The organism is Pseudomonas sp. F9001 (genome assembly GCF_013385435.1).
In the GTDB taxonomy this organism is placed as follows: domain Bacteria; phylum Pseudomonadota; class Gammaproteobacteria; order Pseudomonadales; family Pseudomonadaceae; genus Aquipseudomonas.
The window spans coordinates 40,005-65,714 of the sequence record NZ_JACAPX010000016.1 but is presented as its reverse complement, the minus strand read 5'-3'; the positions used below and the strand labels follow the sequence as shown (position 1 = coordinate 65,714).

The window sequence follows — 25,710 nt, the reverse complement described above, 5'->3', positions numbered from 1 at the left end:
TCACACACCTATGAGCCGCTTGCCTTACACTGCGCGCCTATGACCAACATCCCCCATACCCAAATCGCCGAACCTGCCGTCACCTGCTCCACCTGCGCCGCATGCTGCTGCCAGTTGGAAGTCATGCTGATCACCGATACCGGCGTGCCCGATCGCTTTATCGATACCGACGATTGGGGCGGCGAAGTCATGCTGCGCCTGGATGACGGCTGGTGCGCGGCGCTGGATCGCGACACGATGATGTGCACGATTTACGAGAAGCGGCCGCTGATCTGCCGGGAATTCGAGATGGGCGCGCCGGAGTGCATCGATGAGCGCCAGGGGATTGCGACGGTGTATCGCTGATTTCGGAACCAATGAGTAGCCAATGTGGGAGCGGGCTTGCTCGCGAAAGCGGTGTGTCAGTCAACTGATTCGTGGCTGATATACCGCTTTCGCGAGCAAGCCCGCTCCCACAATGGTTTTGCAGTGTGCTTAAAAAACTACAACGGCAGCGTGTAGTGCAGCGAATAACTCTCTACACCATCGTTATTGCTGCTGATCCCGGCATTGGAGTAATGGGTGGCCCGAATGCCCACTTCACTGCCACCGACAAAGCGCAAGCCAAAGCCCAGCCGGTCTTCAAACTGGAAAGCCTGGCCGATATTGTTGTCTTCAACCCGCGTGCGGGAGAACACGGCCACACCCACGCCGGCCTCGATGTACGGCTTCACCCTCTCCCCGGCAAACTCATACACAAACACGGGTGAGAACGACAGGCTGCTGACGCTGGCCCGTTTGTCACCGTCCCAGTAGGTGTAGGCGCCGCTCCAGTACCCGGTCACGCGCCCCGTATCGGTCTGCCACCAGCTTTTATCCCAGTCCGAGGTCAGCCCCAACCGATAGGTCATGGTCGAATCGCTCGTACTTCCCACCCCAAGTTCCAGGCCTGCCGCCTGTGCGGAAAAAGAGTGCCCCAACATTGCGGCCGCAATCGCAGCCAAACAGAACAAGCGCTTCATAGAGAAACATCCCTTCCGAACGAAGTTGTATGATTTTGTACCGGCTAACTTGCTATAGAAGCTGCCGTATAGCCAGAAGTTCAGCGGATAAAGGCGTTATTTCACGTTTTTTTCACACGCCAAAACTACTCACAACTCCGGGAGATTTCCATAGGGTCGGTAGGATATTTCTTAGATGCTGCGGATCGCCGCTGGTCCAGAACTGTACAGGCGGCGGATTGCCAGTGGCCAGCAATTCGCGATCACTCAAAAGACGTTGCAATTGACGCGCTACTGCCGCCCCGGTGTCGATCAAAATGATCGTCGGCGGGAGCATCTCGGCGAGCAGGGGCTTGAGGAACGGGTAGTGGGTGCAACCGAGGATGATGGTGTCGCAACCGGCCGCAATCAGCGGCTCCACGTAGCCTTGCAACAGCAGGCGCAGGGCCGGGCTGTCCAGGTCGCCGGTTTCGATCAGCTCCACCAGGCCCGGGCAGGGTTGGGTGATCACCCGCACATCGGTGGCGAAGCGGTCGAGCAAGGCGGCGAACTTGGCGCTTTGCAGGGTGCCGGTGGTCGCCAGCACGCCGACGACGCCACTGCGGGTCGCGGCAGCCGCGGGTTTGACTGCCGGTTCCATGCCCACCAATGGCCAGTCGGGATAGTCCTGGCGCAAATCGGCAACCGCCGCAACGGTCGCCGTGTTGCAGGCAATCACAAACGCTTTGGCGCCCTTCTCACGGAAGAACGCCGCCACCTGTCGCGAACGATCGAGGATGAACGCCGGGGTTTTCTCGCCGTAGGGGATATTCCCGCCATCCGCCACGTACAGCAGCGACTCATGGGGCAGCAGACGCTGGATTTCGTCCAGCACCGACAGGCCGCCGACACCGGAGTCGAACACACCAATCGGCGCATCCTTAACCATGTTGGCTACCGCAGACGATGCAACCGGGATCGCGCTTGACCCGCAACTCGCGAAAACGCGTGGTCAGGGCGTCGATCAACAACAGCCGCCCCACCAACGGCTCGCCGAAACCGGCCAGCAATTTCAAGGCTTCCAGGGCTTGCAGGCTGCCGACCAAACCCACCAGCGGGCCGATGACACCGGCTTCGCTGCAGGTCAGTTCGGCGTCGCTGCCGTGCCCGTATAAACAGTGGTAGCAGGGGCTTTCGGCGCGACGAGGGTCGAACACCGACAGCTGGCCTTCGAGGCGAATCGCCGCACCGCTCACCAAAGGCTTGCCGGCAGCGACACACGCAGCGTTGACCGCTTCGCGGGTGGAGAAGTTGTCGCTGCAATCCAGTACCACATCGACCACCGCAACGGCGGCCGCGAGGGAATCCTCATCCAGCGCGCTGCGATGGGCAACCAGCTGTATGTCAGGATTGATCGCGCCCAGGCGGCGAATCGCCGAGTCGACCTTGCTCAGGCCGACGCTGTCGGTGTCGTGAATGATCTGGCGTTGCAGGTTGGTCAGGTCGACAGTGTCGAAATCCGCCAAATGCAGCTCACCCACCCCCGCCGCCGCCAGGTACAGCGCCACCGGCGAACCGAGGCCACCCAGGCCGACGATCAGCGCGCGGCTGTTTTTCAGGCGCAACTGGCCTTCGATGTCGACATGCTGCAACAGAATCTGCCGGCTATAGCGCAACAGCTCCTGGTCGTTCATCACGGGCGGCGTCCCAACGTGATGCGTTCGTGGCCGCCCAGGTCGATGCGGCTGTGGACTTCTTCAAAGCCTTCCCCCAGCAGCAGGTCGCGCACGGCGGGCGCCTGGTCGTAACCGTGTTCCAGCAGCAACCAACCTGCGGCGTCGAGGTGCGCGGGTGCCTGGGCGATGATCAGCCGCAGGTCGTCCAGGCCGTCATGCCCGGATACCAGCGCGCTGGCCGGTTCAAAGCGCACGTCACCGGCCACCAGGTGCGGGTCGGTGTCGGCTATATAAGGTGGGTTGCTGATGATCAGGTTGTAAGTGTGGCCTTCGAGGGCACTGAACCAATGGCTGTTCAGCACCGTGGCGTTGTTCAGGTGCAGGCGCTGGCGGTTGCGTTCGGCCAGGGCCACGGCTTCCAGCACGCGGTCGACCGCCGTCACTTGCCAGGCCGGGCGTTCGCTGGCCAGGGCCAGGGCAATCGCGCCGCTGCCGGTGCCCAGGTCCAGGACCTTGGCCGGTGTGGCAGGCAGCAATTCCAGGGCGGCTTCCACCAGCATCTCGGTTTCCGGACGCGGGATCAGCGTGTGCGGTGCCACTTCCAGGTCGAGCTTCCAGAAGCCTTGCTGGCCGAGGATGTAGGCCACGGGCTCGCCGGCACGACGGCGTTGCAGGTAGTCGGCAAAGGTCAGCGCGTGTTCACTGCTGACGATTTTTTCCGGCCAGGTGTGCAGGTAGCTGCGGGACTTGCCCAAGGCGGCGGCCAGCAACAATTCCACGTCCAGGCGCGCAGTCGGCGAGTCCGGCAGGTCGGCGGCGCGTAACAAACTGGCAATAATGGTCATTTATTCACCTATCGCCGCAAGCTGGTCGGCCTGGTATTCGGCCAACAACGGCTCGATTACCGCATCGACGCCACCGGCGAGGATTTCGTCCAGGGAGTACAGCGTCAGGTTGACGCGGTGGTCGGTGACCCGGCCCTGGGCAAAGTTGTAGGTACGAATGCGCTCGGAACGGTCGCCCGAGCCCACCAGCAGCTTACGCTCGCTGGCAATCGCATTGGCGGCGGCGCTGGTCTGCTGGTCATTCAGCTTGGCCGACAGCCAGGACATGGCCCGCGCACGGTTCTTGTGCTGGGAACGTTCTTCCTGGCACTCCACCACGATGCCCGAAGGCAAGTGAGTGATACGGATCGCCGAGTCAGTCTTGTTGACGTGCTGGCCACCGGCGCCCGATGAGCGGTAGGTGTCGACCCGCAGGTCTGCGGGGTTGATCTCGATGGCTTCCTGCTCGTCGGGCTCGGGCAACACGGCCACGGTGCACGCCGAGGTGTGGATACGGCCCTGGGATTCCGTGGCCGGCACCCGCTGCACGCGGTGCACGCCGGATTCGAACTTCAGTTTGCCGTAGACATTCTCGCCCTCAACCCGGGCGATGACTTCTTTATAGCCGCCGTGTTCGCCTTCGTTCTCGGACAGGATCTCCACACGCCAGCCGCGACGCTCGGCATAGCGCGAATACATGCGGAACAGGTCGCCGGAGAAAATCGCCGCTTCGTCACCGCCGGTGCCGGCGCGGATTTCAAGGAACACGTTGCGCCCGTCGTTCGGGTCCTTGGGCAACAGCATGCGTTGCAGGTCGCCTTCCAGTTCGATCAGCTTGTCCTTGGCCTCTCGCACTTCTTCAACGGCCATTTCGCGCATGTCCGGGTCGCTGTCCTTGAGCAGCGCCTGGGCGCCTTCGAGGTCAGCCTGAACCTTGAGCAACTGTTTATAGGTGCCCACGATCGGCTCAACTTCCGCGTACTCCTTGGAATAGGTGCGGAACTTGGTCTGATCGGAGATGACCTCGCCATCGCCGAGCAAGGCGGTCAGTTCTTCGAAACGGTCCTGAAGGACGTCCAGTTTATTGAGCAGTGACGCTTTCATTGCGGTTTTTTATCCGAAGAGCTTTCTGTCGCGCCCTCACCGAGGGCAAAGAGTTCCTGGGCCATGGCCAGCGCATCGAGGCGGCCTTCGGCGGTAAGCTTTTTCAACTGGACACTGGGAGCATGCAGCAATTTGTTGGTCAGGCCGCGCGCCAACTGCATCAGCACGTCTTCGGCGCTGCTGCCGTTGGCGAGCATACGCTGGGCCTTGATCAATTCCTCGTCCCGCAGGCGTTCGCCTTGCTGACGGTAGGCCTTGAGCACGTCCACTGCCGCCAGTTCACGCAGGCGCACCATGAAATCGTCGGCACCGGTGCTGACCATTTCCTCGGCAGCCTGGGCAGCGCCCTGGCGACTCTTCAGGTTTTCGGCGACCACTTCGTGCAGGTCGTCGACGCTGTAGAGGTAAACGTCGTCCAACTCGCCGACTTCAGGCTCGATATCCCGGGGAACGGCGATATCCACCATGAAGATCGGCTTGTGCTTGCGCAGTTTCAGGGCGCTTTCCACCGCGCCCTTGCCGAGGATCGGCAACTGACTGGCAGTAGAGCTGATGACGATGTCGCTGCGCACCAGCTCGGCCGGGATGTCGGAGAGCAACACCGCGTGGGCACCGAACTGCTCGGCCAGGATGCTGGCGCGTTCCAGGGTACGGTTGGCGACGACGATGCGCTTTACGCCCAGCTCGTGCAGGTGGCGGGCGACCAGGGTGATGGTCTCGCCGGCGCCGATCAGCAGGGCCTGGCTGCGCTGCAAGTCACTGAAAATCTGTTTGGCCAGGCTGACGGCGGCAAACGCCACGGACACCGGGTTTTCACCGATGGCGGTGTCGGTGCGCACCTGCTTGGCGGAGTTGAAGGTGGCCTGGAACAGGCGCCCCAGCAGCGGGCCGATGGTGCCGGCCTCGCGGGCCACGGCGTAGGCGGACTTCATCTGGCCGAGAATCTGCGGTTCCCCCAACACCAGCGAATCCAGCCCGGAGGCGACGCGCATCATGTGACGAACTGCCGCATCCTCTTCGTGCACATATGAGCTTTGGCGCAGCTCATCGAGGCTCAAATGGTGGTAATCGGCCAGCCAGCGCAGCACCACATCCGCTGAAAGATGTTCCTGCTCTATATAGAGCTCGCTGCGATTACAGGTCGAAAGGATCGCAGCTTCGCGACTGTCGGTGAGCCGGCAGAGCTGCTGCAAGGCCTCAACCAACTGCTCGGGAGTAAAAGCCACGCGCTCGCGGACGTCTACAGAAGCAGTCTTGTGGTTAATACCGAGTGCAAGGAAGGCCATTCAATATCGCTGATGATGTCGGGAAGCCGACAATTGTCCTACTTCGAATGATTCAGAACAACCACCGTAGGCTATTGTCCTAGTAGCTTACGCCTATAAAGGCCATCTGTAGGAGCGAGCTTGCTCGCGATGGTCGTTAACGATAACGCTGGCTTACGGGATAAAACGCGTTGTCCTCTGGTTCTTCGCGAGCAAGCTCGCTCCTACACGGTTATGTTTGGCCGAAGGCTTGTGTCATGATGATCCGACCGCAGGTTAGTCGTCCTCTTCCTATATGAATAGATCTTCCGCGTTGCTCCTTGCTTTTGTCTTTCTCAGCGGCTGCCAGGCCATGGCACCCGTGTCGCCGGACGGTACGCCGCCGGTAGAAGACAGCACCCCCGCCCCTGAAAAGCCCAAGGTTTATTCCTCGTTCAGTGAAGAGACGATCTTCAGCCTGCTGAGCGCGGAGCTGGCCGGCCAGCGCAATCGTTTCGACATTGCCCTGGATAACTACGTGACCCAGGCCATCAATACTCAGGATCCGGGGATTTCGGAGCGGGCGTTTCGCATCGCCGAGTACCTGGGCGCCGATCAGGCGGCCCTGGACTCCTCGCTGATCTGGGCGAAAAACGCCCCGGACGATCTCGAGGCGCAACGGGCAGCGGCCATTCAACTGGCCCGCGCCGGACGCTATGACGACTCCATGGTGTATATGGAGAAGGTCCTGCAGGGCAAGGGCGACACGCATTTCGACTTCCTCGCGCTGTCGGCCGCCGACACCGATCAGGACACCCGCAACGGCCTGATGAAGAGTTTCGACCGCCTGCTGCAAAAACACCCGAACAACAGCCAGCTGATTTTCGGCAAGGCGCTGTTGTTGCAACAGGATGATGAGCCCGAGGCTGCGCTGAAGCTGCTGGAGCAACACCCGCCGGAAGAGGGCGAGATCGCGCCGATCCTGCTGCGCGCCCGCCTGCTGCAAAACCTCAACCGCGGCAAGGAAGCGATTCCGCTGCTGGAAAAAAGCATCAAGAAGTACCCGGGCGACAAGCGCCTGCTGCTGACCTATGCCCGCATGCTGGTCGAACAGGACCGCATGGAAGACGCCAAGGTGCAGTTCGCCAACCTCGTGCAGCAATACCCGGACGATGACGAATTGCGCTACTCCCTGGCGCTGGTGTGCCTGGAAGCCAAGGCCTGGGATGAGGCCAAGGGTTACCTGGAAGACCTGATCGCCCGCGAGAGCCACGTGGATTCGGCGCACCTGAACCTGGGCCGCATCGCTGAAGAGCGTAACGACCCGCAGGCTGCATTGCTTGAATACGCTCAGGTCGGCGCCGGCAATGACTACCTGCCGGCGCAACTGCGCCAGGCCGATATCCTGATGAACAACGGCCGTACCGACGAGGCGGAAAAACGCCTGGCTGCCGCACGGGATGCCGAACCGGACTACGCGATCCAGCTGTACCTGATCCAGGCCGAGACCTTGTCGGCCAACAAGCAGGGCGATCGCGCCTGGAAAATCCTCCAGCAAGCCTTGCTGCAGTATCCGGACGACTTGAACCTGCTGTACACCCGCGCCATGCAGGCGGAAAAACGCAATGACCTGGCGCAGATGGAAAAAGACCTGCGCCTTATCATCAAGCGCGACCCGGACAATGCCATGGCACTGAACGCCCTGGGTTACACCTTGTCCGACCGTACAACGCGTTACGCCGAAGCCAAGGAGCTGATTGAAAAGGCTCACCAGCTCAACCCGGAAGACCCGGCCGTACTCGACAGCCTCGGCTGGGTGAATTACCGCCTGGGCAACCTGGACGAAGCCGAACGCTTGCTGCGCCAGGCGCTGGAGCGCTTCCCCGACCAGGAAGTCGCCGCACACCTGGGCGAAGTGCTCTGGGCCAATGGCAAGCAGCGTGAAGCGCGACAAATCTGGGAGAAGTTCCTCAAGGAACAGCCCGAAAGCCCAATCCTGCGCAGCACCATCAAGCGCCTGACCGGATCCGAGACCCTTTAATTTTATGTTTTTGCGCCACGTTATCGTTTTCAGCTTTATTGCCCTGCTTGCCGGCTGTTCCGGTCTTGGCACCCGTGAATCTGTCGAAGGCCCGGGCAACCCGGCGCAGTGGCAGCAGCACAAGGATCAACTGAGCAGCCTTGATGGCTGGCAGATCGAGGGCAAGGTGGGCATTCGCGCCCCGAAAGATTCGGGCAGCGGCACCTTGTTCTGGCTGCAACGCCAGGACTATTACGACATTCGCCTGTCTGGCCCGCTGGGCCGCGGTGCGGCTCGCCTGACCGGCCGGCCGGGGCAAGTCAGCCTGGAAGTGGCCAATCAGGGCCGCTATGAAGCGCCAACGCCGGAAGCCCTGCTGGAAGAACAGATGGGCTGGAAACTCCCCGTATCGCACTTGGTGTGGTGGGTACGCGGTCTTCCTGCGCCAGACAGCAAGAGCCGCCTGAGCCTCAATGGCGACAGCCGCCTGGCTTCGCTGGAACAGGATGGCTGGCAGGTCGAATACCTGAGCTATGTGCAACAGAACGGTTACTGGCTGCCCGAGCGCATCAAGCTGCATGGCACCGACCTTGACGTCACGCTGGTGATCAAGGACTGGCAACCGCGCAAGCTGGGGCAGTGAGATGAACGAGCAACGCCTGACCCTGCCCTCCCCGGCCAAACTGAATTTGATGCTGCACATTCTCGGTCGCCGTGAAGACGGCTATCACGAGTTGCAGACGATTTTTCAATTTCTCGACTACGGCGATGAGCTGACCTTCGCCGTTCGCGATGACGGCGTGATCCAGTTGCACACCGAATTCGACGGCGTGCCTCACGACAGCAACCTGATTGTGAAGGCCGCGAAAAAACTCCAGGAACAATCCGGTTGCCCATTGGGCATCGACATCTGGATCGAAAAAATCCTGCCCATGGGCGGCGGCATCGGTGGCGGCAGCTCAAATGCCGCAACGACATTGCTCGGCCTGAATCACTTGTGGCAACTGGGTTGGGACCACGATCGCCTGGCGGCGCTGGGCCTGACACTGGGCGCGGACGTCCCGGTTTTCGTGCGTGGGCACGCCGCTTTTGCCGAAGGCGTGGGGGAGAAACTCACCCCTGTAGACCCCGAAGAGCCGTGGTATGTCGTGCTTGTTCCGCAAGTATCTGTAAGTACAGCAGAAATTTTTTCAGATCCACTGTTGACACGTAACTCTCCTCCCATTAAAGTGCGCCCCGTTCCCAAGGGAAACAGTCGAAATGACTGCTTACCGGTTGTAGCAAGGCGTTATCCAGATGTACGTAACGCTTTGAATTTGTTAGGTAATTTTACCGAAGCAAAATTAACCGGAACTGGAAGTTGTGTGTTTGGGGGCTTCCCAAGCAAAGCTGAAGCTGATAAAGTCTCGGCCCTTCTTACAGAGACCCTTACAGGGTTTGTAGCAAAGGGAAGCAACGTTTCGATGTTGCATCGCAAGCTGCAAAGTCTGCTCTAAAGGAACCGAGTACTGGGTACTCGTTGCAACAGATACAGGGGCGTCGCCAAGCGGTAAGGCAGCAGGTTTTGATCCTGCCATGCGTTGGTTCGAATCCAGCCGCCCCTGCCATTTTCTATACTCATCCAGGTTACCCTCAGCCTCTAGGTACTGCGCGTGTCCAAGATGATGGTCTTTACGGGGAATGCTAACCCCGATCTGGCTCGGCGTGTTGTACGTCAGCTGCATATCCCTCTCGGTGACATCTCTGTCGGTAAATTCTCCGACGGCGAAATTACAGCCGAGATCAATGAAAACGTCCGCGGTAAAGATGTCTTCATTATTCAGCCGACTTGCGCTCCGACCAACGATAACCTGATGGAACTCGTCGTGATGGCTGATGCCTTCCGCCGCTCCTCAGCGACTCGAATCACAGCTGTAATCCCTTACTTTGGTTATGCCCGTCAGGATCGCCGTCCGCGTTCCGCACGTGTGGCTATCAGCGCGAAAGTCGTTGCTGACATGCTGACCGTGGTAGGTATCGACCGTGTTCTCACGGTTGACCTGCACGCTGACCAAATCCAGGGGTTCTTCGATATTCCGGTAGATAACATCTACGGCTCCCCCGTCCTGGTGGATGACATCGAAGACCAGCGCTTTGAAAACCTGATGATCGTGTCCCCGGACATTGGTGGCGTCGTGCGTGCACGGGCTGTTGCCAAATCCCTGGGCGTGGATCTCGGGATCATCGACAAACGCCGCGAGAAAGCCAATCACTCTGAAGTGATGCATATCATCGGTGATGTCGAAGGGCGTACCTGTATTCTGGTTGATGACATGGTCGACACCGCCGGCACCCTGTGCCACGCGGCGAAAGCCTTGAAAGAGCACGGTGCAGCAAAAGTCTTCGCCTACTGCACACACCCTGTGCTGTCGGGCCGAGCGATCGAGAACATCGAGAACTCAATGCTGGACGAACTGGTGGTGACTAACACCATCCCGTTGTCCGCTGCCGCTCAAGCCTGTTCGCGTATCCGTCAACTGGATATCGCACCGGTAGTTGCCGAAGCGGTTCGCCGCATCAGCAACGAAGAATCGATCAGCGCGATGTTCCGTTAAGGGTCAAACCTTAGCAGCATCAACCTGACGAAAAGCGCCCCGCCCCAGCATTCTGTTGGGGCGGGGCTTTTTTGCCCATATCGCCTTTAGCGCTGGTCGCAAACGCTAGGGCGAATGTGGTTATTTTGGAGATACAACATGAACGATTTTACTTTGAATGCTGAACTGCGTTCCGACCTGGGGAAAGGTGCGAGCCGCCGCCTGCGTCGTCTCGCAAGCCTGGTTCCAGCTGTAGTTTACGGTGGCGAAAAAGCCCCTGAATCCATCAGCATGCTGGCTAAAGAAATCGCCAAACTGCTCGAAAACGACGCGGCTTACAGCCACATCATCGAGCTGAACGTTGGCGGCACCAAGCAGAACGTCATCATCAAGGCACTGCAACGTCACCCAGCTAAAGGCCACGTGCTGCACGCTGACTTCGTACGCGTAGTAGCTGGTCAGAAACTGACCGCTATCGTGCCTGTGCACTTCGTTGGTGAAGAAGCTCCGGTCAAGAAAGGCGGCGAAGTTTCGCACGTTATCGCCGAGATCGAAGTGACCTGCCTGCCGAAAGACCTGCCTGAGTTCATCGAAGTCGACCTGTCGGCTCTGGAAATCGGCGCAATCGTTCACCTGTCCGACCTCAAGGCTCCTAAAGGCGTTGAGTTCGTTGCACTGGCTCACGGTGACGACAAAGCTGTTGCAAACGTACACGCTCCACGCGTTGCACCAGAAGCTGAAGAAGGCGCTGCAGAGTAATTCACTCTGTAATGCCGGAGCTTGAGGAAACATCGCGGACCGGAACGTAGCGAGAAAGCGGGCGAGAATGCGAAGTTGGCCTCTAACGGTTAATGAGTTTTTGTCGTCCACTTTCGCCGCACCAACGGCGATGTTATCCACAACTCCAAAGGAAGGGCCCCTGTCGTGACTGCCATTAAACTGATCGTTGGCCTGGGAAATCCAGGCGCCGAATACGAACAGACCCGGCATAACGCGGGGGCCCTTTTTGTTGAGCGTATCGCCCACGCCCAAGGCGTCAATCTTGTGGCCGATCGCAAATATTTTGGCCTGACCGGACGCTTTTCGCATCAGGGTCAGGATGTTCGTCTGTTGATTCCCACCACCTACATGAACCGCAGCGGCCAGGCTGTCGCGGCGCTTGCGGGCTTCTTCCGGATCAAACCCGAAGAAATCCTGGTGGCCCATGACGAACTAGACCTGCCACCCGGCGTTGCCAAGCTCAAGCAAGGCGGCGGCCATGGCGGGCATAATGGCCTGCGCGACATCATCGCGCAGTTGGGCAATCAGAATACGTTCTACCGCTTGCGGCTTGGCATTGGCCACCCGGGCGTTGCCAGTATGGTTTCAAATTTCGTCCTGGGTCGTGCGCCACGCGCCGAACAGGAAAAACTCGATGCCAGCATCGATTTTGCCCTCGGCGTGCTGCCGGATATCTTCGCCGGTGAATGGAACCGTGCGATGAAAAACCTGCACAGCCAGAAGGCCTGACTCTTTACCCGAGGGGAAACACCATGGGATTCAATTGCGGCATCGTCGGCCTACCTAACGTCGGCAAGTCCACCCTGTTCAACGCCCTGACCAAATCCGGTATTGCGGCGGAGAACTTCCCCTTCTGCACCATCGAACCGAACACCGGTATCGTGCCGATGCCCGATACACGCCTGGACGCCCTGGCGGCCATCGTGAATCCAAAGCGCATCCTGCCGACCACCATGGAGTTCGTCGACATCGCGGGCCTGGTAGCCGGCGCGTCGAAAGGTGAAGGCCTGGGCAACAAGTTCCTCGCCAACATCCGCGAGACCGATGCCATCGCCCACGTGGTCCGCTGCTTCGAAGACGAGAACGTGATTCACGTCTCCAACAGCGTCGACCCGAAACGCGATATCGAGATCATCGACCTGGAGCTGATCTTCGCCGACCTCGACAGCTGCGAGAAGCAACTGCAAAAGGTCACGCGTAACGCCAAGGGCGGCGACAAGGACGCAGTGGTCCAGAAAGCCTTGCTGGAGCAACTGATTGCCCACTTCACTCTGGGCAAGCCGGCACGCAGCCTGATGAAGAACATGAGCACCGACGAAAAGGCGGTGATCAAGGGCTTCCACCTGCTGACTACCAAGCCGGTGATGTACATCGCCAACGTGGCTGAAGACGGTTTCGAGAACAACCCGCTGCTCGACGTGGTCATGGCCATTGCCGAAGAAGAAGGCGCGATGGTTGTTCCAGTGTGCAACAAGATCGAAGCGGAAATCGCCGAGCTGGAAGACGGCGAAGAGAAAGACATGTTCCTCGAGGCCCTGGGCCTGGAAGAGCCTGGCCTGAACCGCGTGATCCGTGCCGGCTACGAAATGCTGCACCTGCAGACCTACTTCACCGCCGGTGTTGAAGAAGTACGCGCCTGGACCGTCAAGGTCGGTGCCACTGCCCCGCAAGCGGCTGGCGTGATCCACACCGACTTCGAAAAAGGCTTCATCCGCGCCGAAGTCATCGCCTACAACGACTTCATCCAGTTCAAGGGTGAAGCCGGTGCCAAGGAAGCCGGTAAATGGCGCCTGGAAGGCAAGGAATACATCGTCAAGGATGGCGACGTGATGCACTTCCGCTTCAACGTATAAGCTTTACCTGCGGCCTATGCCGCAAAACAAAAAGCCGATGCACTGCATCGGCTTTTTTGTGGGCGCTCACTTCCCCGCCACCGAAAAAAACTTCGGTATTCAATATTGTTAGAGCCAGTCCCATCTCTAAAATTAGCAGCGAGAACTTCAGAATTCGATTCGGTAGATATGAAAAATCACCAGCCCGGTAGGCAGTCCAGCTCGCTACCAACGTGCGCATGCCCCTGGGGAAGCGCCTCCCTGCGATAGGGCGCCGTTGTAAGCTAGTAAGCGGCCTACCCTGCCGTTACTGCTAACGACGGCACCTGGGCGGAATCGGACTACTTGCCTCGATGTTAGACAGCCGGACCTTCTACTGCTCCAGACCGTCACAGCTTTCCTAAACTCCCTGTGACTGTTAGCTCAGCAATTCCCTGACGAATAAACACAAGGTTCTCATCCAGTGTTTCGAGCGCACCGCGCACGTTGTTGGCAATTTCTGCCGACCCACGTTGTTCGACCCACTTGGAAAGCTCTTCAACTGCGGCGCCTAGGGCGAGTTGGTTCTGATTAAGGCGATCAAACAAGCTAGCAATCAGTTTGATATCCGTCATGGCGGCTCTCCGTGTTTTGAGCAAGCGTAGCACCGACGCCTTAATCACTCGGAATCACTTTCATGGAAAGCATATCTACCGGCGGCTGGAACCTGCTGACTTAGTACAGCAACAAGCACTTGCCGATGGAAACGCCCAATACACCGCCGACACCTTGGACATCCCCATTAGCACGGTGCGCCTACGTTTGTCCCGGGCGCGAGAACAGCTCAAGCGGGCCACCTACAACCCGCTACAACCGTAAATCAGCGCACCGGCGCAACGCCGACACCCTTTGCAGGAGCAGTTGATTTACCCGTTTGACGCAAGCGTTGGGCAGCAGGGATATCTGCCCGACTCGATTGATCTGGTATCAGGCCTTTTTGGTACGCGGCAACAGAATCGCCAACACCCCGAACAGCGGCAGGAACGAGCACAGCGTGTACACGTACTCGATGCCGTGGATGTCTGCCAGGTGCCCCAGCAACGCCGCACCGATCCCGCCAAAACCGAACATCAGACCGAAGAACACCCCGGCGATCATCCCCACATTGCCCGGCACCAACTCTTGCGCGTACACCACAATTGCCGAGAACGCCGAAGCCAGGATAAAGCCGATCACCACGCTCAGGATGCTGGTCCAGAACAGGTCCACATGGGGCAGAATCAGGGTGAACGGCGCCACCCCGAGGATCGAAAACCAGATCACTGCCTTACGGCCGATCTTGTCGCCAATCGGCCCGCCAAAGAACGTGCCCGCCGCCACCGCGCCGAGGAACAGGAACAGATGCAGCTGGGAACTGGCCACCGACAGGTCGAACTTCTCGATCAGGTAGAAGGTGAAGTAACTGGTGAAACTGGCCATGTAGAAGTACTTGGAAAACACCAGCAGCCCCAGCACCACCAGCGCGCTCAGCACCCGGCCCTTGGACAGGCCGTGAGTGGCCGCCTGGCCTTGTTTGAGCTTGAACAGGTTCAAGTGGTGCGCGTACCAGCGGCTGATCGCATACAGCACAAACAACGCAAACACCGCGAACAGGCCGAACCAGGCCACATTGCCCTGGCCGAACGGAATGATGATCGCCGCCGCCAGCAACGGGCCGAAGGCCGAGCCGGCATTACCGCCCACCTGGAACGTCGACTGCGCCAAACCATAACGCCCGCCCGAGGCCAGGCGCGCCACGCGGGAGGCTTCCGGGTGGAAGGTGGACGAGCCGATGCCGATCAGCCCCGCCGCCAGCAGGATCAGGGGGAAGCTGCCCACCTGGGACATCATCAGGATGCCCACCAGCGTGCAGATCATTCCGCAGGGCAACAGGTACGGCTTGGGATGGCGATCGGTGTAATAACCGACCCACGGCTGCAGCAGGGACGCGGTGAGCTGGAACGTGAGGGTGATCAGGCCGACCTGGGTGAACGTCAGGCCGTAATTGGCCTTGAGCATCGGGTAGATCGAGGGCAGTACCGACTGGATCAAGTCATTGATCAAATGCGCCAGCGCCACCGCGCCGATTACACGCATCACCAACGGGCTGGTTTGCCCGGCGGCAGGCGCCGTAGCCACGGAGGGCTGGGAATTGCTCAGAGCCATGGGAGGTTTTCCGTACAGCAGATGGATGCACAGGTGCAGGTGCGACAATGTGCCACTTTTGGGTGCAGGAAGGCTATCCCGTTAGCAGGCTAACGAGTAGATGAATCGATGCAGCGGTCATGGTTTGTAAAGGGCCAGCAAGATGAATCCCTTTAATTTGCGGGACGTTTCCTAGAGAATCTTTCGGCCTTGTGCCTGGGGGAGTCGGTGGCTAGTCTTCGGTCCGTCGCTGGTTTTCAGTGATCGGGTTTAGCAGCCTGAAATCAATAGGTGTCAGCTTCCTAAGGTAAAAACAGGAGTTACACCATGGATAAATCACTTCCCGAGCCTCCATCAGATTGCTTCGTCGTAAGCGAAGACCTCAGTTTCGAAGACGCCCTGCTCTACACCTCACACCTGCTCAACAGCGCATCCGCCACTGCTCTCGACTGCCGCGACACTATGCAACACCATGATCGAGCCAAAATTCAAGCCGTATGGCACCTGCTGGAAATGGCCAAAGCCATGGTGGATCGCTCGATAGAGTGCCTGCACCCGCGCAAAACCTGACGCACGAACGCCAGAACACAGCAGATCAAATGTGGGAGCGGGCTTGCTCGCGAATGCGGTGGACCAGCCAATACCTCTGCTGACTGACACACCGCATTCGCGAGCAAGCCCGCTCCCACCTTTTGATCTTCGCCGCCTTGGGACCTGCGCAAACCCCAACCGCTCGTCACCAAACACGGTGTTTCCCGTTAAACAGTTGATAGCGTAGATAAATTTTCAAAAAAAGCGCTTGACGCATTCCCGTTCTCCGCGAATAATGCGCGCCACTTGGCTACATAGCTCAGTTGGTTAGAGCATAGCATTCATAATGCTGGGGTCCGGGGTTCAAGTCCCTGTGTAGCCACCAAGTACTAAAAACGGCTTACCGAAAGGTAGGCCGTTTTTTTATGCCTGAAGAAAAGTAAACCGCCCTATTGCCCCACAGACGTCAGTGTTTATGCCGATGGTGCACATCGGGAAAATGCGCATGACTGTGCTGGATCGGTGCGTGCTCATGGGCATGACTATGTGGCTCGGTACCGTCCCACGCAAAGTTATGCACATGCTGGTGGTGCTCATCGTGTGTATGGCGATGACCGTGCATGAGGGGATCGTGCTGATGCTCGTGCGCATGATGTTCCATCAGATGAATCCACACCCCGATGGCCATCAAGGCGGCCGCGAGCAAGAACATCAGCGAAACTGACTCGCCCAGGATCAGGATCGAGATGACCGCGCCCAGGAAAGGAGCCGTGGAAAAATAGGCGCCGGTGCGCGCACTGCCAAGCCCGCGCAGAGCGAGCACAAACAGCACCAGACTCACGCCATACCCAAGCAGCCCAACCACCATGGTTGACCCGAGCGTGGCCACCGCTGGCAGTTGCGACCCGATGGCCAACGCCAAACAGCAATTGACCACACCCGCCGCCAAGCCTTTGCTGCCGGCGATAAACAGCGCATCCGAGGCAGAGACCTTACGGGTCAGGTTATTGTCGATGGCCCAACAAAAACAGGCGAACGCCACGGCCAGCGGCCCCGTCCAATCATGAGCCGTCGCTGTCCCGTGCGGCCATGACAAAACGATCCCGCCCAGAACAATAGCGATCATGCCGATCACGATGCGGCGATCTGCGTTCTCTTTGAACACGACCCACGCCAGCACGGCCGTGAGCACCGACTCAAGATTGAGCATCAGCGATGCGGTGGCGCCCGCTGTGCGGGTGAGCCCGTACATGAGCGCCACAGGCGCAAGCACGCCCCCAAAGACAATGGCGCCCACCAACCAGGGCCACTCTCCGGCTGCAAGCCCGGGCCGTTTCCAGCCGTGGTCGCGAGCAAACCGAACGATGGCCAGGCCCAGGCCGCTGCCCAGATAGAGCAGCCCTGCCAACAGGATGGGCGGCGTATCCACCCCTAGGAGCTTGGCAAGCGGAGTGCTGGCGCCGAACAACGCCGCCGCCGCCAACGCGTAGAGAATGCTCACATTCATAATGGGTCGCCCTGTCAGGCTTATTGCATAAGGACGAGCATCATAGCTGTGCCCGGGTAAGAATTATGTGAATGCCAGCCTGGCTGGATTCTGTACGACTGAAGCGGCAGGATAGCCCGGCTGGCAAACCACAAGAAGGTGACGCATGACATTCCCCGCTACCGGCATCAGCACTGACCGCCTCTTACTGCTGGGCGCCCACCCTTCCCACGCTCGCGCCCTGCAAATGTACCTGCTGCAAAATCGCGCCTTTCTGCAGCCTTGGGAGCCTTCGCGTGACGACGCCTTTTTTGAACTGGACGCCATCACCGAACGCCTCCACGCCATGGCCGACAAAACCGCCAGCGGCGAAGCGTTGCACCTGCTGATATTCAGCCAGGACCAAATCATCGGCGCCTGCAACTTCAGCAACATCGTGCGCGGTGCGTTTCAGGCCTGCCACTTGGGTTATGCGCTGGCTGAATCCGCCCAAGGCCAAGGCTTGATGCACGAAGCGCTGACGGCGGCGATTGCCCATGTGTTCGACGCCATGCAGCTGCACCGAATCATGGCCAACTACCGCCCAGAGAATGAGCGCAGTGCGCGCCTGCTGGCACGGCTGGGGTTTGAAAAAGAGGGCGAGGCGCGGGCGTATCTGAGGATCAACGGGGTCTGGGCGGACCATGTGTTAACGGCACTGATCAATCCGGCAAGCGACCGTCTATTGCAGCCCGAAGTTTTAAACCACTAGAATGGGATTAATTCTCACTTACGACTCTCTCTCATGAAGCTGTCTTCGCCCACCGACGCTCCTACGCTCGATGCGCTGTACCGCGGCTACCACGGCTGGTTGTTGACCTGGTTGCGGCGTCGCGTGCATTGCTCCCATCAGGCGGCCGACGTGGCGCAAGACACTTTCGTACGCTTGCTGGCATCGGGTACTTACGTGGCGCCGGGTGAGCCACGGGCTTATCTGGCCACCATCGCGCGCCGGTTGCTGATGGACAATGGCCGCCGCCGACGCCTGGAACAGGCCTACCGCGAAGAGCTCGAACGCTGCGCCGCGTACCTTGAACAGGCGCCTTCGCCGGAGCAGATCCTGCAAGCCGCGCAAATGCTTGAAGCGATTGATCGGGCCTTGGCGCGCATGAACAAGCGGATACGCGACACCTTCATCCTGCGTTACCTCGAAGGCCTGGACCAGGCGCAAATCGCCCAGCGCCTCGGGGTCTCGGTGCGCACAGTACAGAACGATCTGGTGGAAGCCTTGCTGGCGTGCGATGCGTGCGCCCAGCCATGAACCAGCCTATGCCCCACGCTGTGCTGCGCCAGGCCGCCGAATGGCTGGTGCGGCTGGATCACGAAGGCAATGCCGCCAACGAACAGGCGTTTCGCGCCTGGCTGGCCGCCGACCCGCAGCACCCGCAAGCCATTGCCCGCCTTCAGGGCCACTTGCTGCCTCTCAAACAAGCCCCGGCCCGTGCCGCATTGCGCCGGGCCCGGCAGCCTCGCCAAGGGGCAACGCTGGTCAAGTGTCTCGCCCTGGCCCTGCTGCTCGCGGGGGTGCCGGCGTACCAGTACGAGCAACGTGGCTATCTGTTCGCCGACCTGAGCACCGACCGTGGCCAATGGCGCCAGACGCTGCTGGCCGACGGCAGCGACCTGCAACTGGAAGGCAGCTCTGCGGTGAACCTGCACCTGGACGCCAGCCAGCGCCGCGTGCAACTGCTGCATGGTGAGATTCTGGTAACAGTGGCCAAGGACACCCAGCGCCCGTTTTATGTCGACACCCCGCAGGGCAGCATTCGCGCCCTGGGCACGCGTTTTATCGTCGAACTCAGCGACACCGCCACCGTGGTCAAGATGCTCGAATCCTCGACCCGCATCGACAGTGCCGGGCATACGATTACCCTCGGCCCCGGCGAGCAGGTGCGCCTGGATGCAAGCGGGCCCGGCACGCCGAAAAGCGTTGATGTGCAAGCACAGCAGCAAGCCTGGACGGCCCACCAGTTGCTGGCCAACGACGAGCCGCTGGCGGATGTACTTGAGCGCCTGGCGCGGCATCGCCCGGGTGTGCTGATGTTCGATCGCCAGGCGCTGCAAGGCATTCGGGTGACGGTGATGCTGCCGACGGACGACAGCGACCGCGCATTGCGCCTGCTCACACGCACCCTGCCGATTGAAGTCAGCACCTACACCCCGTGGCTCACACGTGTGCGCCTGAAATCCCCCGCCGGATAATTCTTACGCACCGTTGCGTGTTTTCGGTTTTGCCGCGTCCTTTCCTTGGCCAACATCCAAAGGAGCACCGATAACATGTCTTCAACCCCCACACGCGGCGGCCTGTTGCTGGCCAGTCGACTGTTGCTTGGCTGCCTGCCCCTGGCGGTGCCGGGCCTGGCCTACGCGCAGCAGCAGGTACAGGCGTTCGACATCGCCCCCGGAAAACTCGGTGACGTGCTGACGCGTTACGCCCAGGCCGCCGGCGTGCCGATCTCGTTCCTGTCGCAACAAGTGGCCGGGTTGGACAGCCCCGGCGTGCGCGGCAGCTACAACGTGGAGGACGGGTTCGCGCAGGTGCTGGCCGGCACCGGCTTCGCAGCACGCGGCAATGCCGATGGCTACCAGCTGGAAAGCCTGCCGGTGGCCGGCGGCGCGCTGTCGCTGGGTGCCACAGAGATCACCGCGAATCAGTTGGGCACCATCACTGAGGGCAGCGGTTCCTACACCCCGGGCACCATCGCCACCGCCACGCGCATGGTGCTGACCCCACGGGAAACCCCGCAGTCGATCACCGTGATCACGCGCCAGCATATGGATGACTTCGCGCTCACTTCGATCGACGACGTGATGCGCCATACACCGGGCATCACCGTGTCGACCTTCGACAGCGAGCGTAACAATTACTACGCCCGCGGCTTCTCGGTGGAAAACTTCCAGTACGACGGCATCCCGACCCTGCGCAACTCCGCCTACTCGTCCAGCCAGACCCTCAGCGACATGGCGATCTATGACCGCGTGGAAATCCTCAAGGGTGCCACCGGACTGCTGACCGGCGCCGGCGCCCCTGGCGCGACGATCAACCTGATCCGCAAAAAGCCCACGCGGGACTTCAAGGCCAGCGTCGAACTCGGCGCCGGCAGCTGGGACAACTATCGTTCCCAGATCGACGTGAGTGGCCCGCTGACCGACAGCGGCAACGTGCGCGGGCGTGCGGTGGCGGCGTACCAGGACAAGCACTCGTTCATGGACCACTACCAGCGCAGCACCAATGTGTATTTCGGCACGCTGGAAGCCGACCTGACCGACGACACCCTGCTCACCGTCGGTTTCGATTACCTGGACAGCGACCCGCAAGGCTCGGGCTGGTCCGGCAGCCGTGCGCTGTTCGATCGCAACGGCAACCGCATCGATGTAAAACGCTCCTACAACAACGGCGCCAAGTGGAGCCGCTGGGAGCAGTACTCCCGCAGCGTGTTCTCCACCCTGGAACACAACTTCGACAATGGCTGGGTGATCAAGGGCCAATACACCCACCAACTCATGGGCTACGACGCGCCCCTGGGCTCGATCATGAGTGGCCCGTTCCCCGCCACCGGACTGTCGTCCCTGTACGCGAACAAGTTCACCGGCAACACCCGCGCCGACTCGGGCGATGTCTACGCCAGCGGTCCGTTCAGCCTGCTGGGCCGTACCCATGAATTGGTGATTGGCGCGTCGGCCTCGAACTCCCACTGGACCGGAAAGGACTACGGCGCCCCCACTTATGTGGGCAACAACGAGATCGATTTCTGGAACTTCGATGGCAACGCTCCGGAGCCGAACTGGGGTGAACCGACACGGATCATCGATGCCACGACCCGCCAATCCGCAGGCTATATGGCCGCACGTTTCAACCTCATGGATGACCTGAACCTGTTCCTCGGCAGCCGCGTGGCCAACTACAAATTGCGTGGCGAAGACGACTCCACCGAGACCGGCAAGCTGGTGCCCTACGCCGGGGTCACCTACGACCTGAACGACAACTTCACCGCGTATGCCAGCTACACCGACATCTTCATGCCGACGACCTACAGCCGCGACCGCAACAACAAATTGCTGGAACCGGATGAAGGCAAGAACTACGAGACCGGCCTCAAGGGTGAGTTCTTCGAGGGCCGGCTCAACACCAGCATGGCCTACTTCGAAGTGCACGAAACCAACCGTGCGGAGCCGGACGCCGAATACAACGCCGCGCCGACCAACCCATCCCTCGGGTATGCCGAGAAAGGCATCAAGGCCAAAACCAAGGGTTTCGAGGCCGAGATGTCCGGCGAGCTGGCGCCGGGCTGGCAGGCCCAGGCCGGCTACACCCACAAGATCCTGCGGGATGAGCATGGCGACAAGGCTTCGACCTGGGAGCCGGAGGACCAGCTCAGTTTCTTCACCTCGTACAAACTCAAGGGTCCGCTGGACCGCCTGACCGTCGGCGGCGGCGCGCGCTGGCAGAGCAGAAGCTGGCAAGTGGTGTACAACCGGCCCAAGGCGCAAAACGAAGAGTTCTCGCAGGAAGCGTATTGGGTGGTGGACGCGATGGCCAAGTATCAGGTCAGCGAACATCTTTCCGCGACGCTGAACGTCAACAACCTGTTCGACAAGCAGTACTACACCAACATCGGCTTCTATAACACGGCCTATTACGGCACCCCGCGCAACGTGATGCTCACCACGCGCTGGGACTTCTAACCGGCCAGGCGCCAGCGCCCCGTGACGTGGGGCGCTGTTGCGTCAAACAGCGTGCCGCACAAAACACTGCTCCACCACAGACTTGCCCCACTGCTGCCCCTCCTGTTCCGACTCCAGCACAAAGCCCGCGCTTTCATAAAGCTTGCGCGCCACATCCAGGCCCTTGAACGTCCACAGCCGCACCGCCGGGAACCGGTGCCCGTCACAGAAATCCAGCGCCTCTTTCAACAACCGTTTACCCAAGCCCTGGCCGTGAGCCGACGGGTCGAGGATGAAGCAGCGCAGGATCGCCTCGCCGTTTTCGCCCTCGCCATCAATCGCGATCGAACCGACGATCTGCTCTGCGTCCAGCACTGCCCAGACTTGGTTGCGCGGGTTGGCCAGGCGCCCCATCAACTCGGCCATGTCCGCCGCCACCAGGCTTTCAAACGGCTGGCCAAAATTCGCATGCTGGGCGTAGTACTCGGCGTGCATCTGCGCGATACGCCCGATGATGCCTGGCCGGTAGCCTTGGGCAATGCGGTAGTGCCTCGGCTGCCGGGCGCCGGTACGTTGGGTTTGCAGGGCTGCGGCGTATTGATCGAGCCCACGGCTGACGGCCTGTTGCTGTTCGCTGGACAAGTCGCCAATCGCCTCGCCCACCTGGCGCCGGGCAAACGTTTCGATGTCGCGTAACGTCTTCTGGCCTCGTGTGGTGAGCCGCAGCTTTTTCGAACGGGCATCGTCCTCGTTGGCAAACTCTTCCAGCTCGCCCGCCTCGACCAGCTTGCGCACCATGCGGCTCACCGACGACTTTTCCAGCCCCAGCAACATGACCAGTTCAGCCGCTGTCAGCGCGCCACGCTCGCCGATTTCAACAATCGTGTGCACCGATGACGGTGGGTAACTGCTGGCCGCCAACTTCGGCTGCATGAAGCCCAGCTCTCGCACCATAAGACGCGAGGCACAGCGGATCTGATCGATAAGGTCTGGCTTGGAACGGTTCACGGGGGGAAACCTCTTGCCCGAATGACGAAGGATATAGTTGTACCGCACAACCAAATACAGATCAATCTCCCAACCTGCAAACCACTGAGGTACATTCCCTCACCACGGACAACAGATCATTCTCAAATGAACGGAGTCATCGCGTGTTTTCGATTTTTCACCGCCAACGCCTTACCACCCTCTCGCTGATCACCGCCGCCCTCACCCTCGCCGCCTGCCACAGCGCCACCGCGCCGGAACTGCCGCCCGCCCCGGAGCTCGGCTCGGGCTATCGCACCGACATGAGCCCCCGCCACGCCGAGCGCCACATGGCCGCCGCCGCCAACCCGCTGGCCGCCGAAGCCGGGCGCGAGATATTGCGCAAGGGCGGCTCGGCCATCGACGCCGCGATTGCCATGCAGGCCGTGCTGACCCTGGTGGAGCCGCAGTCCTCCGGGATCGGCGGCGGCGCGTTCATCATGCTGTGGGACGGCAAGCAGGTGCACGCCTACGACGGTCGCGAAACCGCACCGGCGGGCGCTACCGAGCGGTTGTTCCTCAACGCCGATGGCACGCCGATGTCGTTCCCGCAGGCGCAGATTGGCGGGCGTTCGGTGGCCACCCCGGGGGTGTTGCGTGCCCTGGAAATGGCCCATAAAAAGACCGGCCACCTGCAATGGGCCAAACTGTTTGAGCCGGCCATTCGCCTGGCCGAAGAGGGTTTCCCGATCTCTGCGCGCCTGCACAGCCTGATTGCCGCTGACCGCTACATCAGCCGCTCGCCGGAAATGACCGCGTACTTCCTGAATGCCGACGGCAGCCCGAAGGCCACCGGTACGCTGCTGAAAAACCCGGCGCTGGCCAACGTGTTCAAGCGCATCGCCAAGGAAGGGCCGGACGCGCTGTACTACGGCCCGATTGCCGACGAAATCACCCGCAAGGTGCAAGGCAACAGTAACCCCGGCAGCCTGACGCTGACCGACCTCAAGGGCTACAGCGCAGTTGAGCGGGCGCCGTTGTGCACCGACTACAAGCGCTGGAAAGTCTGCGGCATGCCGCCGCCGTCGTCGGGCGGGATCGCCATTGCGCAGATCCTCGGCACGTTGCAGGCCCTGGAAACCCGCGACCCGCGTATGACGCTTGGGCTGTTGAAGCCGGTGAAGAACGATTCCCCGGCCGGCCTGGAACCGGTGCCCGAAGCGGTGCACCTGATCGCCGAGGCCGACCGCCTGGCCTACGCCGACCGCGCCCAGTACGTGGCGGACTCCGACTATGTGCCGGTGCCGGTGGCCGGGCTGGTCGCGCCGGACTATCTGGCCGGCCGTGCCGCATTGATTGGTGAGCGCAGCATGGGCGTCGCCAAGCCGGGCAAGCCTGCGGGAATTGAAGTGGCCTACGCGCCGGATCGCTCGCCGTTGCGCATTTCCACCTCGCAAGTGGTGGCGGTGGATGACGTGGGTGGCGCGGTGTCGATGACCACCACGGTGGAGTCCGCATTCGGTTCCCATGTAATGGTCCAGGGCTTTTTGCTGAATAACCAGATGACCGACTTCTCCTTCATCCCCGAAGAGAACGGCCAGCCGGTGGCCAACCGGATCGAGCCGGGCAAGCGCCCCCGTTCGTCGATGGCACCGACCCTGGTGTTTGATCGCCAGAGCGGTGAGTGGGTGGCCACGGTGGGTTCGCCGGGCGGTTCGCAGATCATCGAATATGTGAGCAAATCCCTGGTGGCCATGCTCGACTGGAACCTCGACCCGCAAGCGGCCGTCGGCCTGCCCAACTTTGGCAGCCGCAACGGCGCGACCGAGCTGGAAGCCGGGTTGTTCAGCGCACCGTTGAAACAGGCGCTGAAGGACAAGGGCCACGCCCTGAGCGAAATCGACATGACCAGCGGCGCCCAGGCGATCGTCCGGGTGCGCGATGCGCAGGGCAAAGCGTCGTTGATCGGCGGGGCTGATCCACGCCGTGAAGGCGAAGCACTGGGGGATTAAGTTGACTCATTGGAGAGCTGCGCGTGCACAAGGCAAATAACCTCGGCGCCCTGATGGGCGTCGATCATGGATTTTGTTCGATTGACGATCCGTTGCGGCCTGACGAGGTGTTCATCTGCAAGCAGGTGCACAGCGCCACGACCATTGAATGGCACCCGGAGCTTACGCCCAACACGGTGGAGGCTGACGGGGTTTTCAGCCGGGATGTGCAGCCGATTGCGGTGATCACCGCCGATTGCCTACCGTTGCTGATGGCCTCGGAGAGCGGGGATTTTGTCGCGGCGATTCATGGCGGCTGGAAGGGGCTGCAAGGCGGGATCATCGCCAATGCCATGCAACGGTTTACCGCCGAGGGAGTGGCGTTGGACCAGTTGCGGATTGCGATCGGGCCGTCGATCAAGCCGTGTTGTTATGAGGTGAGTGGCGAGTTTGTGGCGCAGTTGCAGGCGAGTCAGGGGCATTTGTGGCGGGATGGAAATGCGCCGTGGACGTTTGAGCAGCCGGGGCCGTTGTTGGCACCGGAGATTCAGCCGCCAGAACCCAGGCAGGCGTTGAGTGCGTGGTTTGATTTGGGCCGGTATGCGCTGATCTTGCTGGAGGCGGCAGGGATAAAACCTGAGCAGGTTGAGGTGAGCGAGGTGTGTACGTATTGCACCTCGCCGGCGTTTGCGAGTTACCGCCGAAGGACCCATGACAGTACGGAGCGCAAGACGTTGTTGTATTCGTGGATTTCCAGGACTGCGCAAATCTAGTGTGGGAGCTGGCTTGCCTGCGATGACGGAGTGTCAGTCAATATTTTATTCACTGATCCACCGCTATCGCAGGCAAGCCAGCTC

Annotated in this window: 25 protein-coding genes, 2 tRNA genes and 1 pseudogene; 18 read left to right on the top strand and 10 right to left on the bottom strand. The window is 60.5% G+C overall.

What is annotated here, in order from left to right; translation table 11 throughout:
* Positions 1 to 39 precede the first annotated feature (39 nt).
* The gene (locus HX818_RS18675; RefSeq protein WP_003208416.1) at positions 40 to 345 is read left to right on the top strand and encodes a YkgJ family cysteine cluster protein; all 306 of its coding nucleotides are present in this window, start codon (positions 40 to 42) and stop codon (positions 343 to 345) included.
* Between the two features lie 137 nt (positions 346 to 482).
* On the opposite strand, the gene HX818_RS18670 is transcribed toward HX818_RS18675, so the two are convergent.
* From HX818_RS18670 to hemA, 6 genes are all read right to left on the bottom strand, one after another.
* Positions 483 to 1,001, bottom strand: coding sequence for an acyloxyacyl hydrolase (locus HX818_RS18670; RefSeq protein ID WP_003208415.1), 519 nt, complete (start codon positions 999 to 1,001; stop codon positions 483 to 485).
* Positions 1,002 to 1,113: 112 nt separating this feature from the next.
* Complete coding sequence (gene murI, locus HX818_RS18665) at positions 1,114 to 1,908, bottom strand: glutamate racemase (protein WP_008432270.1); 795 nt, start codon at positions 1,906 to 1,908, stop codon at positions 1,114 to 1,116.
* Positions 1,901 to 2,656 (bottom strand): molybdopterin-synthase adenylyltransferase MoeB, encoded by a 756-nt coding sequence (locus HX818_RS18660; RefSeq protein ID WP_177020537.1) that lies wholly within the window; start codon positions 2,654 to 2,656, stop codon positions 1,901 to 1,903. Before HX818_RS18660 ends, murI begins: the two co-directional genes overlap by 8 nt.
* Positions 2,653 to 3,480 (bottom strand): peptide chain release factor N(5)-glutamine methyltransferase, encoded by an 828-nt coding sequence (prmC, locus tag HX818_RS18655; protein WP_003208408.1) that lies wholly within the window; start codon positions 3,478 to 3,480, stop codon positions 2,653 to 2,655. Before prmC ends, HX818_RS18660 begins: the two co-directional genes overlap by 4 nt.
* Positions 3,481 to 4,563, bottom strand: coding sequence for a peptide chain release factor 1 (gene prfA / locus HX818_RS18650; protein ID WP_003208405.1), 1,083 nt, complete (start codon positions 4,561 to 4,563; stop codon positions 3,481 to 3,483).
* On the bottom strand, positions 4,560 to 5,849 hold the full coding sequence (hemA, locus tag HX818_RS18645; RefSeq protein ID WP_008432265.1) for a glutamyl-tRNA reductase: 1,290 nt from the start codon (positions 5,847 to 5,849) through the stop codon (positions 4,560 to 4,562). The genes prfA and hemA overlap by 4 nt, the downstream gene beginning before the upstream one ends.
* 274 nt (positions 5,850 to 6,123) lie before the next feature.
* Between hemA and HX818_RS18640 the strand changes: the two genes are divergently transcribed.
* The 8 genes from HX818_RS18640 to ychF all read left to right on the top strand — a co-directional run bounded on the left by HX818_RS18640 (position 6,124) and on the right by ychF (position 13,033).
* Positions 6,124 to 7,848: a tetratricopeptide repeat protein gene (locus HX818_RS18640; RefSeq protein WP_008432263.1), complete on the top strand. Its 1,725-nt coding sequence runs from the start codon at positions 6,124 to 6,126 to the stop codon at positions 7,846 to 7,848.
* Between the two features lie 4 nt (positions 7,849 to 7,852).
* On the top strand, positions 7,853 to 8,470 hold the full coding sequence (gene lolB / locus HX818_RS18635; RefSeq protein ID WP_008432261.1) for a lipoprotein insertase outer membrane protein LolB: 618 nt from the start codon (positions 7,853 to 7,855) through the stop codon (positions 8,468 to 8,470).
* A 1-nt stretch (position 8,471) separates the two neighbouring features.
* Positions 8,472 to 9,323, top strand: a complete 852-nt coding sequence (gene ispE / locus HX818_RS18630) for a 4-(cytidine 5'-diphospho)-2-C-methyl-D-erythritol kinase (protein WP_003208395.1) — start codon at positions 8,472 to 8,474, stop codon at positions 9,321 to 9,323.
* 36 nt (positions 9,324 to 9,359) lie between these two features.
* Positions 9,360 to 9,434: transfer RNA gene (locus HX818_RS18625), tRNA-Gln, on the top strand.
* Positions 9,435 to 9,479: 45 nt separating this feature from the next.
* Positions 9,480 to 10,421 (top strand): ribose-phosphate pyrophosphokinase, encoded by a 942-nt coding sequence (locus HX818_RS18620; RefSeq protein ID WP_003208392.1) that lies wholly within the window; start codon positions 9,480 to 9,482, stop codon positions 10,419 to 10,421.
* A 138-nt stretch (positions 10,422 to 10,559) separates the two neighbouring features.
* Positions 10,560 to 11,159 (top strand): 50S ribosomal protein L25/general stress protein Ctc, encoded by a 600-nt coding sequence (locus HX818_RS18615; protein ID WP_003208391.1) that lies wholly within the window; start codon positions 10,560 to 10,562, stop codon positions 11,157 to 11,159.
* Between the two features lie 165 nt (positions 11,160 to 11,324).
* Positions 11,325 to 11,909: an aminoacyl-tRNA hydrolase gene (gene pth, locus HX818_RS18610; protein ID WP_003208389.1), complete on the top strand. Its 585-nt coding sequence runs from the start codon at positions 11,325 to 11,327 to the stop codon at positions 11,907 to 11,909.
* A 23-nt stretch (positions 11,910 to 11,932) separates the two neighbouring features.
* Entirely contained in the window at positions 11,933 to 13,033 is a 1,101-nt protein-coding gene (gene ychF / locus HX818_RS18605) for a redox-regulated ATPase YchF (RefSeq protein ID WP_010177033.1), read from the top strand.
* A 368-nt stretch (positions 13,034 to 13,401) separates the two neighbouring features.
* On the opposite strand, the gene HX818_RS18600 is transcribed toward ychF, so the two are convergent.
* Positions 13,402 to 13,626, bottom strand: a complete 225-nt coding sequence (locus HX818_RS18600) for a hypothetical protein (protein ID WP_087693771.1) — start codon at positions 13,624 to 13,626, stop codon at positions 13,402 to 13,404.
* Between the two features lie 124 nt (positions 13,627 to 13,750).
* Here HX818_RS18600 and HX818_RS31055 point away from each other — a divergent pair.
* A pseudogene (locus tag HX818_RS31055) lies at positions 13,751 to 13,870 on the top strand (RNA polymerase subunit sigma); the annotation flags it as partial.
* Positions 13,871 to 13,978: 108 nt separating this feature from the next.
* On the opposite strand, the gene HX818_RS18595 reads toward HX818_RS31055, so the two are convergent.
* Complete coding sequence (locus HX818_RS18595) at positions 13,979 to 15,196, bottom strand: MFS transporter (protein WP_063033153.1); 1,218 nt, start codon at positions 15,194 to 15,196, stop codon at positions 13,979 to 13,981.
* Positions 15,197 to 15,502: 306 nt separating this feature from the next.
* On the opposite strand from HX818_RS18595, the gene HX818_RS18590 reads away from it, so the two are divergent.
* Both HX818_RS18590 and HX818_RS18585 read left to right on the top strand, forming a co-directional pair.
* Positions 15,503 to 15,745 (top strand): DUF6124 family protein, encoded by a 243-nt coding sequence (locus HX818_RS18590; protein WP_087693773.1) that lies wholly within the window; start codon positions 15,503 to 15,505, stop codon positions 15,743 to 15,745.
* A gap of 269 nt (positions 15,746 to 16,014) precedes the next feature.
* A tRNA-Met gene (locus HX818_RS18585) sits at positions 16,015 to 16,091 on the top strand.
* Positions 16,092 to 16,172: 81 nt separating this feature from the next.
* On the opposite strand, the gene HX818_RS18580 is transcribed toward HX818_RS18585, so the two are convergent.
* Positions 16,173 to 17,213, bottom strand: coding sequence for a DMT family transporter (locus HX818_RS18580; protein WP_102604724.1), 1,041 nt, complete (start codon positions 17,211 to 17,213; stop codon positions 16,173 to 16,175).
* A 145-nt stretch (positions 17,214 to 17,358) separates the two neighbouring features.
* Here HX818_RS18580 and rimJ point away from each other — a divergent pair, with 145 nt between their 5' ends.
* The 4 genes from rimJ (at position 17,359) to HX818_RS18560 (ending at position 21,917) form a co-directional block, all read left to right on the top strand.
* Positions 17,359 to 17,943, top strand: coding sequence for a ribosomal protein S5-alanine N-acetyltransferase (rimJ, locus tag HX818_RS18575; RefSeq protein WP_102604725.1), 585 nt, complete (start codon positions 17,359 to 17,361; stop codon positions 17,941 to 17,943).
* Between the two features lie 33 nt (positions 17,944 to 17,976).
* A complete protein-coding gene (locus HX818_RS18570) occupies positions 17,977 to 18,492 on the top strand; it encodes a sigma-70 family RNA polymerase sigma factor (RefSeq protein ID WP_087693776.1) in 516 nt (171 codons plus the stop codon).
* An 8-nt stretch (positions 18,493 to 18,500) separates the two neighbouring features.
* Positions 18,501 to 19,433 carry a FecR domain-containing protein gene (locus tag HX818_RS18565; protein ID WP_250884824.1) on the top strand — a complete coding sequence of 311 codons (933 nt, stop codon included), beginning with the start codon at positions 18,501 to 18,503 and terminating at the stop codon, positions 19,431 to 19,433.
* 75 nt (positions 19,434 to 19,508) lie between these two features.
* On the top strand, positions 19,509 to 21,917 hold the full coding sequence (locus HX818_RS18560) for a TonB-dependent siderophore receptor (RefSeq protein ID WP_087693778.1): 2,409 nt from the start codon (positions 19,509 to 19,511) through the stop codon (positions 21,915 to 21,917).
* A 42-nt stretch (positions 21,918 to 21,959) separates the two neighbouring features.
* Here HX818_RS18560 and HX818_RS18555 read toward each other — a convergent pair whose 3' ends face one another.
* Positions 21,960 to 22,850 (bottom strand): bifunctional helix-turn-helix transcriptional regulator/GNAT family N-acetyltransferase, encoded by an 891-nt coding sequence (locus tag HX818_RS18555; RefSeq protein ID WP_218173796.1) that lies wholly within the window; start codon positions 22,848 to 22,850, stop codon positions 21,960 to 21,962.
* Between the two features lie 197 nt (positions 22,851 to 23,047).
* Between HX818_RS18555 and ggt the strand changes: the two genes are divergently transcribed.
* Both ggt and HX818_RS18545 read left to right on the top strand, forming a co-directional pair.
* Positions 23,048 to 24,874, top strand: coding sequence for a gamma-glutamyltransferase (gene ggt, locus HX818_RS18550; protein WP_177020534.1), 1,827 nt, complete (start codon positions 23,048 to 23,050; stop codon positions 24,872 to 24,874).
* Positions 24,875 to 24,897: 23 nt separating this feature from the next.
* Positions 24,898 to 25,626, top strand: a complete 729-nt coding sequence (locus tag HX818_RS18545) for a polyphenol oxidase family protein (RefSeq protein WP_177020533.1) — start codon at positions 24,898 to 24,900, stop codon at positions 25,624 to 25,626.
* The last annotated feature ends 84 nt before the right edge of the window (positions 25,627 to 25,710 follow it).

Excerpts from the sequence above, each read along its gene's own strand:
- HX818_RS18675 (WP_003208416.1), top strand. The coding sequence starts at position 40 with ATGACCAACATCCCCCATACCCAAATCGCCGAACCTGCCGTCACCTGC.
- HX818_RS18670 (WP_003208415.1), bottom strand. The coding sequence starts at position 1,001 with ATGAAGCGCTTGTTCTGTTTGGCTGCGATTGCGGCCGCAATGTTGGGG.
- murI (WP_008432270.1), bottom strand. The coding sequence starts at position 1,908 with ATGGTTAAGGATGCGCCGATTGGTGTGTTCGACTCCGGTGTCGGCGGC.
- prmC (WP_003208408.1), bottom strand. The coding sequence starts at position 3,480 with ATGACCATTATTGCCAGTTTGTTACGCGCCGCCGACCTGCCGGACTCG.
- prfA (WP_003208405.1), bottom strand. The coding sequence starts at position 4,563 with ATGAAAGCGTCACTGCTCAATAAACTGGACGTCCTTCAGGACCGTTTC.
- hemA (WP_008432265.1), bottom strand. The coding sequence starts at position 5,849 with ATGGCCTTCCTTGCACTCGGTATTAACCACAAGACTGCTTCTGTAGAC.
- HX818_RS18640 (WP_008432263.1), top strand. The coding sequence starts at position 6,124 with ATGAATAGATCTTCCGCGTTGCTCCTTGCTTTTGTCTTTCTCAGCGGC.
- lolB (WP_008432261.1), top strand. The coding sequence starts at position 7,853 with ATGTTTTTGCGCCACGTTATCGTTTTCAGCTTTATTGCCCTGCTTGCC.
- ispE (WP_003208395.1), top strand. The coding sequence starts at position 8,472 with ATGAACGAGCAACGCCTGACCCTGCCCTCCCCGGCCAAACTGAATTTG.
- HX818_RS18615 (WP_003208391.1), top strand. The coding sequence starts at position 10,560 with ATGAACGATTTTACTTTGAATGCTGAACTGCGTTCCGACCTGGGGAAA.
- ychF (WP_010177033.1), top strand. The coding sequence starts at position 11,933 with ATGGGATTCAATTGCGGCATCGTCGGCCTACCTAACGTCGGCAAGTCC.
- HX818_RS18600 (WP_087693771.1), bottom strand. The coding sequence starts at position 13,626 with ATGACGGATATCAAACTGATTGCTAGCTTGTTTGATCGCCTTAATCAG.
- HX818_RS18595 (WP_063033153.1), bottom strand. The coding sequence starts at position 15,196 with ATGGCTCTGAGCAATTCCCAGCCCTCCGTGGCTACGGCGCCTGCCGCC.
- HX818_RS18590 (WP_087693773.1), top strand. The coding sequence starts at position 15,503 with ATGGATAAATCACTTCCCGAGCCTCCATCAGATTGCTTCGTCGTAAGC.
- HX818_RS18580 (WP_102604724.1), bottom strand. The coding sequence starts at position 17,213 with ATGAATGTGAGCATTCTCTACGCGTTGGCGGCGGCGGCGTTGTTCGGC.
- rimJ (WP_102604725.1), top strand. The coding sequence starts at position 17,359 with ATGACATTCCCCGCTACCGGCATCAGCACTGACCGCCTCTTACTGCTG.
- HX818_RS18570 (WP_087693776.1), top strand. The coding sequence starts at position 17,977 with ATGAAGCTGTCTTCGCCCACCGACGCTCCTACGCTCGATGCGCTGTAC.
- HX818_RS18565 (WP_250884824.1), top strand. The coding sequence starts at position 18,501 with ATGCCCCACGCTGTGCTGCGCCAGGCCGCCGAATGGCTGGTGCGGCTG.
- HX818_RS18560 (WP_087693778.1), top strand. The coding sequence starts at position 19,509 with ATGTCTTCAACCCCCACACGCGGCGGCCTGTTGCTGGCCAGTCGACTG.
- HX818_RS18555 (WP_218173796.1), bottom strand. The coding sequence starts at position 22,850 with ATGGTGCGAGAGCTGGGCTTCATGCAGCCGAAGTTGGCGGCCAGCAGT.